Origin of the sequence: Amedibacterium intestinale (assembly GCF_010537335.1) — a bacterium.
GTDB lineage: Bacteria > Bacillota_I > Bacilli_A > Erysipelotrichales > Erysipelotrichaceae > Amedibacterium > Amedibacterium intestinale.
On sequence record NZ_AP019711.1, the window covers coordinates 1364247 to 1377815 of the forward strand.

12 protein-coding genes are annotated in these 13569 nt (G+C 34.3%); 1 reads left to right on the top strand and 11 read right to left on the bottom strand.

Annotated elements, in window-relative coordinates:
- Positions 1–9 precede the first annotated feature (9 nt).
- Positions 10–1971: a DUF4118 domain-containing protein gene (locus tag A9CBEGH2_RS06970; protein ID WP_118277334.1), complete on the top strand. Its 1962-nt coding sequence runs from the start codon at positions 10–12 to the stop codon at positions 1969–1971.
- Between the two features lie 31 nt (positions 1972–2002).
- Here A9CBEGH2_RS06970 and A9CBEGH2_RS06975 read toward each other — a convergent pair whose 3' ends face one another.
- From A9CBEGH2_RS06975 to A9CBEGH2_RS07025, 11 genes are all read right to left on the bottom strand, one after another.
- On the bottom strand, positions 2003–2800 hold the full coding sequence (locus A9CBEGH2_RS06975; RefSeq protein WP_118277335.1) for an ABC transporter permease subunit: 798 nt from the start codon (positions 2798–2800) through the stop codon (positions 2003–2005).
- Positions 2797–3681, bottom strand: a complete 885-nt coding sequence (locus A9CBEGH2_RS06980; protein ID WP_118277336.1) for an ABC transporter ATP-binding protein — start codon at positions 3679–3681, stop codon at positions 2797–2799. The genes A9CBEGH2_RS06975 and A9CBEGH2_RS06980 overlap by 4 nt, the downstream gene beginning before the upstream one ends.
- Before the next feature lie 259 nt (positions 3682–3940).
- Complete coding sequence (locus tag A9CBEGH2_RS06985) at positions 3941–4504, bottom strand: TetR/AcrR family transcriptional regulator (protein WP_163104469.1); 564 nt, start codon at positions 4502–4504, stop codon at positions 3941–3943.
- 124 nt (positions 4505–4628) lie between these two features.
- Positions 4629–5252: a potassium-transporting ATPase subunit KdpC gene (gene kdpC, locus A9CBEGH2_RS06990; RefSeq protein WP_163104471.1), complete on the bottom strand. Its 624-nt coding sequence runs from the start codon at positions 5250–5252 to the stop codon at positions 4629–4631.
- Between the two features lie 11 nt (positions 5253–5263).
- Positions 5264–7318, bottom strand: a complete 2055-nt coding sequence (kdpB, locus tag A9CBEGH2_RS06995) for a potassium-transporting ATPase subunit KdpB (protein WP_163104472.1) — start codon at positions 7316–7318, stop codon at positions 5264–5266.
- An 18-nt stretch (positions 7319–7336) separates the two neighbouring features.
- On the bottom strand, positions 7337–9082 hold the full coding sequence (locus A9CBEGH2_RS07000) for a potassium-transporting ATPase subunit KdpA (RefSeq protein WP_163104473.1): 1746 nt from the start codon (positions 9080–9082) through the stop codon (positions 7337–7339).
- Between the two features lie 18 nt (positions 9083–9100).
- Positions 9101–9220 carry a K(+)-transporting ATPase subunit F gene (kdpF, locus tag A9CBEGH2_RS12690; RefSeq protein WP_194240409.1) on the bottom strand — a complete coding sequence of 40 codons (120 nt, stop codon included), beginning with the start codon at positions 9218–9220 and terminating at the stop codon, positions 9101–9103.
- 353 nt (positions 9221–9573) lie between these two features.
- Positions 9574–10779 carry an IS110 family RNA-guided transposase gene (locus A9CBEGH2_RS07010; RefSeq protein ID WP_163104475.1) on the bottom strand — a complete coding sequence of 402 codons (1206 nt, stop codon included), beginning with the start codon at positions 10777–10779 and terminating at the stop codon, positions 9574–9576.
- A gap of 436 nt (positions 10780–11215) precedes the next feature.
- Positions 11216–11377 (bottom strand): helix-turn-helix transcriptional regulator, encoded by a 162-nt coding sequence (locus tag A9CBEGH2_RS07015; RefSeq protein ID WP_163104933.1) that lies wholly within the window; start codon positions 11375–11377, stop codon positions 11216–11218.
- Positions 11378–11385: 8 nt separating this feature from the next.
- On the bottom strand, positions 11386–12606 hold the full coding sequence (gene tgt, locus A9CBEGH2_RS07020; protein ID WP_163104477.1) for a tRNA guanosine(34) transglycosylase Tgt: 1221 nt from the start codon (positions 12604–12606) through the stop codon (positions 11386–11388).
- Between the two features lie 239 nt (positions 12607–12845).
- Positions 12846–13493: a putative ABC transporter permease gene (locus A9CBEGH2_RS07025; RefSeq protein WP_115714381.1), complete on the bottom strand. Its 648-nt coding sequence runs from the start codon at positions 13491–13493 to the stop codon at positions 12846–12848.
- Between the last annotated feature and the right edge of the window lie 76 nt (positions 13494–13569).

A 13569-nucleotide genomic window follows, 5' to 3' on the forward strand; every position in this document is an offset into this window, starting at 1 on the left:
GCATTTTAAATGGAAAAAAGAAAAGGAAAATTAAAAATCTTTTTTGGATATTGTGCAGGTGTTGGAAAAACCTATATGATGTTAAATACGGCACATCAAAAATATGTAGAGGGAGTTGATGTTGTCATTGGTTATATTGAACCACATGATCGTAAAGAAACGATGGATCTGGTACATGGCTTGGAAACAATTCCAACAAAGCAAATAGAGTATAAAGGACATACTTTTAAAGAATTCGATTTAGACAGTGCACTAAAACGGCATCCACAGTTAATTCTTGTAGATGAATTGGCACATACAAACATTTCTGGTTCTCGTCATGAAAAAAGATACAGTGATATTGAAGAGCTTTTACGAGCAGGAATTGATGTTTATACAACGGTAAATGTACAGCACTTGGAAAGTCTGCATGATATCGTAGAAAGCATCACCAGAATAAAGGTCAATGAAAGGATTCCTGATCACATTTTTGATGATGCCGATGATGTAAAACTGGTTGATATTGAAGTAGATGATCTGCTTATTCGTCTTGAAGAAGGAAAAATTTATCCAAAAAATCGAGCAAAACGTGCCTTGGAACATTTTTTTGCGAAAGATAATTTGATTGCTTTGCGCTCCATTGCGTTAAGGCGATGTGCCGATCGTGTAAACTTAATTGCCACGCCACATACACGTACCTTTGCCAAAGACCATATCTTAGTATGCCTTGGTTCTTCTCCAACAAATGAAAAAGTCATACGCACCGCATCCCGCATGGCACAGGCATTTCATGCTGATTTTACGGCTTTGTATGTAGAAACCGATCAGCAGTCCCACATGTCTGAAAAAGCAATGGCACAATTACAATCCAATTTAAAACTGGCACGTCATTTGGAAGCAGATATAGTTTCTACCTATGGAAATGATATCCCTTATCAAATCTCACAATATGTTAAAACAAGCAGTGTATCAAAATTGGTAATCGGTCGTTCTTATCAAAAACCATCTATCTTCAAAAAAACAACGATTGTTGATCGTTTAAATCAATTATCTCCTGACCTGGAAATTTATATCATTCCTGATGCACGTTCAAAAGCCTCTGCACATTCGTCTTTGGATTTGAAATCGTATATACACTTTACAAAAAAGGAGACTTTATCCACCATTTCTATTTTGCTTCTTACAACACTTGCCAGCTATGGTATTTTTACAATTCAGCCAAATGCTACGAATGCAATCTTGCTGTTTGTATTAGCTGCCTGTGTCATTGGTGTTACAACATTATATCCTATTTACAGTATTCTTGCCGCAATCTACAGCGTTACGATCATTAACTTTCTTTTTATTGAACCACGCTTTACCTTTGAAATGTCATCAAGCCAATATACATTAATCTTTATATGTATGATTGCAGTATCTTTCACAATATCTTATTTTACTAGAAAATTAAAAAGAGAAAATATCTTAGCCAGTCTTCATGCCCACAGCATGGATGTACTGCTGGAAACAAGCCAGAAACTGCAAATGTGCAACACATATGATGATGTAAAAGAAGAAGCCTGTTATCAGCTGCATCGTATGTTAAAAAGACTCATTATTTACTACCCTGTAAAAAATAAAACTTTACAAGAACCCACACTTTACAGTGAACAGCATATTAGTGATGATCTTCATTCATTATATACAAGTAAGGAGGAAACAGCCGTTGCGAAATGGGTATTAGAAAACAATAAAAATGCAGGTGCATCCACAAGTACTCTGCCACATGCAAAAGGATTATATCTAGCTATTCGAAAAAAAGATGATATCTTTGCGATTATCGGTATCGCCATGCAGCATAAAGAAGAACTTCCCCAATATGAGAAAGGTTTACTAAAGGCAATGTTAAATGAAATCGCACTAACCATGGATTCCATGAAACAGCAAAATCTGAAAAATGAAACCATTACGCGTATTCAATGGGTGGAATCTATTGGACATGATGATATTTAAAAAGCTTCCGCGAACAAACGGAAGCTTTTATTTATAAATGTAAATCTTTTTGTTTAAAGCGATAAAGAGTAAATACCATAAAGACAATTGATGTAAAGGCAAAAATCAAAATACCTGCAAATCCGTTTGCTTCATAATGAATCAAAGCATCTGGCTGAAAAAGTGTAAATGGTGTAAGATACTTCATCCAATCAATTTTATCATTTACCTGTGACAGCATCTGCAACAAGAAAAATACAATTCCAAACCCTGCACCAAAACCAATTGCATACTTTGCCTCATTGCATAAACAGGAAAAGAAATAACATAAAGAAATAAGAAACAAATGCAGGAAGAATAAACCAATGTTTAATACAAGAAATTTCAGAAGTTCTAATTCCCCTTGAAACATGACTTCACAACCAACAACAATTAATGAACATGCATACAAAAGCAATACGAACACACTCAGCACAAGAACAGATAACTGTGTTAAAAATATTTGTTTTCGACTATAGCTTGTATTTAATAAATATGCCATAGAACCCTGATCAATATCCTTTGCGATCAAACGATAACTTAAAATCACCGTAAAAAGAAAAGGAATTAACAAGAAAAGAAAGCCATATAAATACGTAATTAAAAATTCAAGTAAGGTTGTTCCTGGATTGCTCATTCCAAAAGCCGCAAACAACTCTGGCATGCTTTGTGCCATTTCATTTAAACTATTCCCCAGTTTTGGATCATACATTGCACTGATTACAGAAACATATAAGGTAAGTATTCCTGCAAATAAAAGAAATAATTTATAATTTGCTTTTACTTCCATCTTAAATAATGCTTTGCTCATTTTCTATCCTCCCCATAATATTGAATAAAAACTTCTTCCAATGTTTGATAACGTGCATTCATATCTTTTACATCAAATGTACACAACTCTTTCAGCAATACATTTACATCCCCTTTCCATAAGAAAGTAACCTTGCAAAAAAACTGTTTGCAAGCAGGTATTCTTTTCGCAAACTGCTGTGCATCTTCCTCATTCGCAAATGTAATCTCATAATGCTTGCTTCTATTAAGCTTCATTTTATTTAAATCTTCATCTGCTACAATTCTTCCATCTTTGATCATCAATATTCGATCACAAGTTTGTTCAATTTCTTCAAAAATATGCGAAGACATAAGGATGGTTTTTCCACGTTTTTGTTCACTTTGAATAAGTTCAACAAATTTTTGCTGCATAAGCGGATCTAATCCACTTGTCGGCTCATCTAATAAAATTAAGGGAGCATCCTGCATAAAAGCGATGACCAGTCCTACTTTTTGTTTCATTCCTTTCGACATTTTTCGAATTTTTACTTTTGGATCAAATTCCAAATATTCGATTAATTCCTGCGCACGCTGAAAATCTTTTATCTGCTTCATTTCCGCAATAAATTGAATGAACTCATATCCATTCATATGTTCCATGACAGAAATTTCTCCAGGAAGATAGCCAACATGTTTTTGAATCTCTAAGGCTTCTTGAAAACAATCCATTCCCATGATTTTAGCACTTCCCTGCTGCTGTTTTATAAACCCCATCAAATGTCGTATTGTCGTTGTTTTCCCTGCTCCATTTGGACCAATAAAGCCGACGATTTCTCCTTTCTTCAAGGAAAAAGAAATATCAAAGATTCCCTTTTTATTTCCATAGTCTTTTGTTAAATGTTCAACTTCGATCATCTTCATAGATATTCCTCCCGATAACTTATTTTTTTAAACATTTCTTTCCATACATTAAAATCTTCTACCATTTCTTCAAAAGATAAAGAACTTCCTGTTCTTTCAGACCGTTGACAAAGTCGCTCTTTGAGCAGACTTTGTCATTCGGTCTTTTTTTATCCCCACTTTTGTATAAAAAACAGGTGATTTTAAGCTATCATTTACCAAAAATCACCTAGTAAAAGGAATCTTTCTACCACTTTTTTTAAATTGGTTTTATATATTTTCAAAATATATAGTTTGTCAACAACCTGAAAGAACTTCCTGTTCTTTGTTTTTCTAATAAATATCCTTCCGACATCCAAAGCATCATACGATAGATTTGTTTTGGATCAATTTCTTCTTTAAATAAAGATACATCCATATGCTTAAAATAGACTTCAAAAGATGTATCCATCATCTCATTAACAAACGAAGAGGATGCTGTATCTTCCTTTTGGCTGGAAAGAAACATCGTCAAAGAAAACTCATAAATATGAGGATATTGAGAAATAAGTTCAAGTTTCACCTTCACTCCATAATCAAATAATTCAAAAAAATCATGGATATTTGAAAATTCTTCATAACAGATACTTTTTCGCATAATGGTTTCACAAAATTCACATAAATAACAATAAAAACTTTCTTTGTTTTTAAAATAATAAAACAGCAACCCTTTCGATATCCCTGCTTTATCCGCAATATCCTGTGTATTGGCTTTCTTGTATCCATATTTTCCAAAATATTCCATTCCTGCATTTCTTATTTTATCCTGCTTTTCTTCAGGAAGTTCTAGAAATTTTTCATACATGGTCGTTTCTCCTTTAACTCATCTGGTTAATTTCATTTTAATCCATTGACTTTTTTATTCAACCCCCTATATCAAAAACTATATAAAAAAGCAGGAGCCTATAAACTCTTGCTTTTTCTTTCTATTACATCATCCCAATTTCCTGTGCAAGTTCTAAATTCAAGGTAACGACATTCACTTTATCTTCACCAAAAATTCCGAAAACTTTTCCATCTGTATTATTTTTAATCAATTCTTCTACTTTTTCTTTAGGAAGTTTGCTGTTTTTCACAACACGATCAATCTGCACATTGGCAGCTTCTACAGAGATATGAGGATCTAATCCTGAACCAGATGCTGTTACGATATCACTTGGAATATCTTCTTTTTTTACTGTAGGATTTTCTTTCATAAATTTTTCTACATCTTCTGCAATTCTTTTTTCTAATTCCGGATTGCTTGGTGCATAGTTGTTACTTCCACTAGCGACTCCACTATATTCCCCATTTTCTTTTTGTTCTTCTGTATACGTATTGTAATTATACGCAGAAGGTCTGCAGTGGAATAATCGCTCATCTGTAAAATCCTGTCCAACAAATTTTGCGCCTACCACTTTCCCATCTACTTCCAGCTTGCTTCCATTTGCCTGTTTTGGAAAGATAAGCTGAGATGCACCTGTTAAAGCCAATGGATATATAAGACCGCATAGAACAAGCATAGCAATCGTAAATATAAATGCTGTTTTAAAATGATTTAAAAAGTTTTTCATAATTCATCCTCCTACATACCTAACATCAATAATAATGGAGATACGATCAAATCAATGATTTTAATTCCAATAAATGGACAGATAACACCACCAAGTCCATAAATCATCATGTTACGTCCTAACATTTTTCCAGCACTCATTGGTTTATATTTTACACCTTTCATTGCCAGAGGAATTAAAAATGGAATAATAATAGCATTAAAAATCAAAGCAGAAAGAATCGCACTGGCAGGACTTGCTAAATTCATAATATTGAGTACTTCCATTTCTGGAATTGCTGTTGTAAACATCGCTGGAATAATGGCAAAGTATTTCGCAATATCATTGGCTATCGAGAAAGTAGTTAAAGAACCACGAGTAATCAACAATTGTTTTCCAATTTCTACAACTTCCAAAATCTTCGTAGGATCGCTGTCCAAATCTACCATGTTGGCAGCTTCTTTTGCAGCAGAGGTACCACTGTTCATAGCCAAACCTACATCCGCCTGTGCAAGTGCAGGAGCATCGTTTGTTCCATCTCCAGTCATCGCAACAATTTTTCCTTCTGCCTGTTCTTTTTTTATCGCCGTAATTTTATCTTCCGGTTTACATTCTGCGATATAACCATCTACCCCTGCTTCTGCGGCAATCGTTGCTGCTGTTAATGGATTATCTCCAGTACACATAATGGTTTTAATACCAATCGCACGAAGTCTTTCAAAACGTTCTACAAGACCTGGTTTTACCGTATCTTTTAAATAAATTACCCCAAGAATACGAGCATCAAGACATACGATCAAGGGTGTACCACCCAATTTTGATATTTCATCTACTTTTCCATTCAAATCAGCAGGGATACTTCCACCTTTTTCTTTAATATATTGAGAAATTGCATCTCCTGCACCTTTACGAATGATGTGTTCTTTTGTATCCAGCCCACTCATTTTCGTAGAAGCACTAAATTCCACAAATGTCGCATCATTATAATCTTCTTCACGAATAGAAGCACCAAGTTTTTTCGCAAGTTCTACAGTTGATTTTCCTTCAGGTGTATCATCTTTAATTGATGCAAGCATTGCCACATCACGCAATTCTTCTTTGCTTACCCCTTCAACTGGAACAAATTCACTAGCCAAACGATTTCCAAATGTAATTGTCCCTGTCTTATCCAAGATCATCGTATCTACATCACCACAAGCTTCTACTGCTTTTCCACTCATTGCGATGACATTAAAACGTGTAACACGATCCATACCGGCTATTCCAATCGCACTTAACAAAGCACCGATGGTTGTTGGAATTAAACAAACAGATAAAGCAATTAATGTTGAAATAGGAATTTTCACACCTGTATAGCTGGCAATAGGATATAAAGTAACAATAACAATCAAGAAAATGATCGTCAAAGAAACAAGAAGTGTATTTAATGCAACTTCATTTTGTGTTTTTTGACGAGAAGCTCCTTCTACCAAAGAAATCATCTTATCAAGGAAAGAATGTCCCGGTTCTGATGTAATTTCTACTTTGATCCAGTCAGATACAACGGTTGTACCACCTGTTACAGAAGCAAAATCTCCACCACTTTCTTTTAATACCGGAGCAGATTCACCAGTAATTGCAGATTCATCAATACTGGCAATACCTTCAACGATTTCTCCATCATTGGGAATCATTTCTCCTGTATTTACAAGTACGATATCTCCTTTTTTTAGTTCGGAAGCAGATACGATTTTTTCACTTCCATCTTCTAAGATTAAACGAGCTTTCGTATCCTTTTTGGTTTTCTTTAACGTTTCTGCCTGTGCTTTTCCACGTCCTTCTGCTACTGATTCCGCAAAATTTGCGAATAATAAAGTAACAAACAAGATAATCGCAACAAAGGCATTATATAAACTTAGATTGTTTCCCTCATCATGGAATAAGGATGGGAAAAAGATCAATATGGTACTGATTAAAAATCCAACCTCTACGACAAACATAACTGGATTTTTCACCATATATTTTGGATTCAGTTTTAGGAAAGCACCTTTGATACTGGAGCCAAGAATATCTTTTGTAATAAATTTTGTTTTTGTTTCACGACTCATAACGACAGTATCCTCCTTTTATATTCCAATCGTTAATGCTTCCGCAATTGGACCTAATGCCAAAGATGGCAAGAATGTCAATGCCGCAAAGATATATACAACAAAGACTAAAACAATCGCAAATGTCCAAGTATTTGTTTTTAATGTACCAACCGATTCATTGATATCCATCTTATTAAATAAACTTCCTGCAATTGCCAACTGAATGATAATAGATAAATATCTTCCAAAAAACATTGCCATACCTGTTGTAATATTCCAGAAGTAAGAATTATCTGCCAAACCTTCAAAACCTGAACCATTGTTTGCCGCAGATGATGCAAATTCATACAATACCTGAGAAAGGCCATGATATCCTGGATTTGTAATACCTTCTAAACCTGCCTGACAAGCTACTGCAATTGCCGAGAATCCCAAAATCAGCAAAGGATGAATAATGATACATAAAGCCGCAAGCTTCATTTCTTTTCCTTCAATTTTCTTTCCTAAATATTCTGGTGTACGCCCAATCATCAATCCACAAATAAATACAGCGATAATTGCATAAATCAACATGTTCATCAAACCAACACCAGCACCGCCAAAGACAACATTTAACATCATGTGCAATAATGGAACCATACCGCCTAATGGTGTTAACGTATCATGCATGTTATTAACCGTACCTGTTGTAAAGGATGTTGTTACAGTTGTAAATAAAGAAGACTGTGCAACCCCAAAACGTACTTCTTTTCCTTCCATGCTTCCCAATGTTTGTGTAATGCCATTTGCTGCAACAGCTGCATTTCCCTGACTTTCTGCCCAGTAACAAACACCAAGACCAATTAAGAATAATATCCCCATGGCAACAAAAATTGTACGTCCTTCCTTACCTAGCCAAACACGTTTTTTATTTTCATCAGATACAATAGCAGAAGAATCTTTTCTTAAAGCTTTTCTTTCCTGTGCTTTATCATAAGCCATATGACCAAATGTAAATACACAGGCAGCAGGCAATACCATCATAGAGAATAATTCCACAAGATCACTCAAAATCGTTGGATTTTCCAATGGAGTTGATGAGTTAGCTCCCAAGAACCCTCCCCCATTTGTTCCTAAATGCTTAATAGATTCAAGAGCCGCAATCGGTCCGCTGGCAATATCCTGTAATTTTCCTTCTATCGTTTCGACTGTAAAATTCGCAGCTAATGTTTGTGGTACGCCCTGAAATACAAGGAACAAACCAACAAGAAATGCAGCCGGCAACAAGAAACGAGTTGTGATACGTGTAAAATCAACATAGAAGTTTCCCATAGGTTTTCCTAACAAACCTCTAACCATTGCCACGCAAGCCGCATAACCTGTAGCCGCTGAAGTAAACATCATCATAATAATAACGACCATCTGTGATAAATACGTCAATCCGGATTCACCAGAATAATGTTGTAAATTCGTATTTGTCATAAAGGAAATAATCGTATTGAAAGATAATGTCTGTTCCATATTATCAATCCCATTTGGATTTAAGAATAAAACAGATTGTATACGTAAAAGTAAATATCCAACAAGTACCATACATGCATTTACTAACAATAATGCACATGCATACTGTTTCCAGTTCATATTTGAAGTATCAATTCGAAATACTTTATAAATCACATGATCTACTCTATCAAAAACTGGATCTGCAAAACTTTTTTTATATGTGGTGATATGATAAACATACATTCCAATTGGGAATATAATCACCATAAAGATAAGCAAAGTACAAAGTATCTGTAACATAGCTCCCTTTCCTCCTATTTAAAATTTTTCAGGGTTAACCAATGCATAAACCAAATATCCGGCAAGTGCCGCAATCATAATAACTAATAACCACATAGTGCAAATATCCCCTCTCTTATTTATTGATTTGCTTTTCATTCCAATTGACAAATAATCGCATTAGCCCAAATCCAGCTACCAGCATCGCAATCATTGCCACATCTAACATCATACAGGTTCCTCCTTCAATGTCATTTTTGACGTGTTTTATCTTAGCACAAGCAAAATTAAAACAGTGTTAAAGAAAAGGTTCCTATATTAAAATCACATTAAAATGCATTGGTTTTTAATAAGGAAACGCTTTCACTAAAAGAACGATAAACAAAAATTAGATAATAAAAATCAAGCATTATTTTAAGAAATTTTGATTTTTTGAATAACATGAATTTATGTATGACAAAAAGATCGAGTTCTCTCGATTTTTTTGAAATATTGACTTATAATATCTATGGTTATTTCTGATATGAACAACCATTATTGCACATGCCATAAATTATTCGCAGTAATTTATTGGTACATGCAACACGAGCAGCTTTCGGTTTTAATGGGACGGATTGCTGCTTTTTCTTTTTATAGAATTGTTGGATTGGGTCATTTTCTTTTTTTAGACGAAGATTACATGTAACTGCCAGATAGAGTAAACAACGAAGCCTTTTGTTTCCTTTTTTTGAAATGGATAGATGCAGTCCATCTACATCGCCAGACTGACTGATATGTGGATCGATCCCTGCATATGAGATGAGCTGCTTTGTATTACCGAAACGTTTTATATCGCCTATCTCAGCTAGTATACGACAAGCTAGATTTGGTCCTATCCCATCTATGCTTAAGATAAGAAAATAATTCGGCAATTGTTCTGCTAATTGAACCATCTCATTTAACTGGGTATCACATGAAGCGATACAAACTTCTAATTCTTTGATGATTCGCAGCAGTTCAATTACTTCTATTTCATCCTTATCACAGCCTGGATATGTCTTATTGGCATATTCTATGACTTTAACAGCCCATTTCAAACAGGAATCCTTGTGATGACATGTATGCTTTTCGATATAATTGGCAACCGTTTCCGGCTTCTTGTTTCTTATCATATCAGGGTGAGGATATTTTTTAAGAATTGCTAAGGCAATATCACAGTAAGGATTTTTAAATAAGCTGCCGTATCCCGGAAATACGATGCACAATATATTTTGAAATGTCACTTTGTATTTCCTTAAATGATCCAGCTGATCCTCATAATTACGGTTCATTACTCGCAAGGTATGATAGATTGGTTCCTCATCTGCATATTCATATAGATCCTTGTCGTAATAAACCTTAGCTATGCTGTTAGGGTCATTTTTGTCTGTTTTCTTGCTATGAAGGTCTGTTTTTCTCATCTTGGCAGCTTGAAGAGGATTTACCATATAATGTCTTACCTTATGCTTGTTCAAAAATCGGGTCAAAGGTTTTGTATATACTCCTGTAGCTTCATATACAACACATACTTCTTCATTTGTCTTTTCATTTAATCTTTCCATACAATCCAGCAAATATTGAAATCCGTCCACATCGTGTTTGATCTTATGTACCTTCCCAAATGCTTTGTTTCTATCGATGAAACATCTGAAATGGCTGCATCCATTCGATACATCAATACTAATAATTGGTCCTTCCATGCGAAGTCTCCTTCCTTACAATACAATATGAAGATTCTTTCCTAACTTCATTCGACTTATTTTCGTGTAAGATACAGGTTTTTCTATTCTTGTATTGATAGAATCCTATTTAGATATAAACTAGTTCATAAATGAAGAGGAAAGCAGAATGTTTTTTGTTACGAAATCTTAGTTTCAAAAAGGCCAACATTCTTGCTTTCTTCATAAGTTCTCATGTGCCTGTATGCCTACAAACAAAAAGAACTAGGAATATTATATCCTAGCTCATAAATAAGCAAAGATGATGATTATGATAATTATGTTATTATGTCTAACTCATACATCACAATCTACATTTTATACTTTCTTATTTTTTCTTATAAGCAGGATATTTTCTTCCTGCTTTTATAATACGAAAAAAGCCAGATCAAACATGTCTGACTTTTATTATTAAATATTAGAATGCATCTGTCTTTTCATCTTCAAGTAGAAAGATATCTTCTACCAAAACTCTAAAGAAACAAGATATCTTCATCGCCAATTCTAATGTAGGATTATACTTGTTATTTTCAATCGCAATGATTGTCTGACGAGTTACACCTAAAATTTTCGCAAATATTCCCTATGTTATTTTTCTTTCTTTGGATAATAATTTGCCAAAAACTCTTTTTTATACTCTTCAAAAGTATCGTTTAAAATAGCTTCACGTGCTTCTTCTGTCAAACGGATAATAAAACGAAGATTATGCATAGATGCAAGATTAAAATATTGACGTTTATCTTCCTGGTTTTGTGATTTCCACAATTCTCTTAATTTTCCTCTTGTCCATCCTGCCTGACAAGTTGGACAATCACAATGCTCATCAATCAGTTCTTCACTATCTCGAAATTTCGCAAGATTAAATGTCCCATACTTCGTATACAGCTTTCCATGTCTTGCCTCACGTGTTGGGGCAACGCAGTCAAACGTATCGGCTCCCATCTCTGTACCAATCAAAATATCATCCGGATGCGAAAGCCCAAGTAAATGACGAGGTTTTCCTTCTGGAAGTTCTTCATTACACCAGCGTAAAATTTCTCCAAGACTTTCCTTTAAGAAAGCTCCGCCTAATCCATATCCGTCAAAATCCATCTTCGCAAATTTTTTACAGGTAGAGCGTCGCAAGTCTTCCCATCTTCCACCCTGAATGACACCATACAAAGATTGACGATAACCTAAATCATCACGATGTTTTTTATGTTCCTCCAGGCTTCTCTGTGCCCATCTTTCTGTTCGAGCCAATGCTTCCACATTATATTCATAACTATCCGCAAGAGAAGTTAATTCATCATAAGCCATGTGAATATCTGCACCTATACGACATTGTATCTGCATAGATTCTTCAGGTCCTATAAAATCATCTTCTCCCGTAAAAGGATCACGGAATTGTACACCATCTTCACTAACATGTGCCAAACGATCCTCTTCTTTCGCATTGGTAACATTCAATTCACGTTTCATACTGACAACTTTTCCACATCCAGAACCAAGTGACATAACTTGAAATCCACCTGAATCTGTCAATGTTGGACCATCCCATCCTGACCAGCTGGATAATCCGCCTTTTTCCGCAATTTCCGGGGAAATATTACGCAAGTGATAACCATTGCTTAACATTGCCTGTGCATTGATACTTTTTAAATCCTCCATAGAAACAAAACGAACTTCCCCATGTGTTCCAACACACATAAATGCAGGTGTTTTAATATCTCCATGTGGTGTATGTATAATTCCAGCACGCCCAAGCTTACCCGGAATTTTTTTCGTTATTTCAAAACTAAATGTATTGTTATTTTTATATTCTGTCATATTTCTTTCAACCTCTTCAAATTTATAATTTTTAAAAATCAAATGATTAGAAACAAGCAAGCCAAAGACACGTATTATAAAATAATACGTGCTGTAATTTACAAATAAAAACTTTGAAATCCTTGTTCTTTCTACATAACAAAAATCTTAATTTAAAATTTGACATGCAGTATTATAACATAAATAAAGAAGAAAACGAAATAAAAAAGAAGTATATGGTTTCTATGTAATCATATACTTCATTTGGGAAACATATTCTGATAACGTTTTGCTAAATAGGTATCTGTATATTTATTATCCAAAAAGATTTCTACTGCATTATGTGCTTCCATTTGCAGATGTCTATGATATGCTCTGCCTAATGCCATTGTGGAAAGAACAATATCAAAGAAAAGAAATGCAGATAAAACGACTGTTAATAACTTACCAAGACGTATAGGAATCTTTTCAATATGACAAGATAAAAAAGGATAAATTTTCTGTATCCAAACAACCGCGATAATTCCCCAAAACAGACAAAACAAAAGATTGATTCGTCCATTTATATTGAATGCTATATCACTGTAATCCCAAAATCTAACACCAAAGAATACCTCTGTAAAAACACTGCATACATATTCATAAAGTCCCCCTGCCAATGCGCCTGTAAGAAAAATAAACAAATCTTTTTTTCCTTGCAGTTTATGCAGTAAAATCGTTAATAAAACACAGCCAAACCCCCATACAACAGAAAATTGGCCATATAAAAGACTGCTTCGACTCATTAGTTTTCCCATAGCAAAATAACACCATACAATTTCGATACATGCACCAATAAAAGAAGAAATTAAAAATATCCAAATAAGTTTATATAAGTTATATCCCTGGGCAAATTTTTTTACATCCATATACCTCTCTCCTTTATAAAACTATGATATCTAAAATAAATTAACTTTTTATGAACATTTTATAATTTCTTACAAA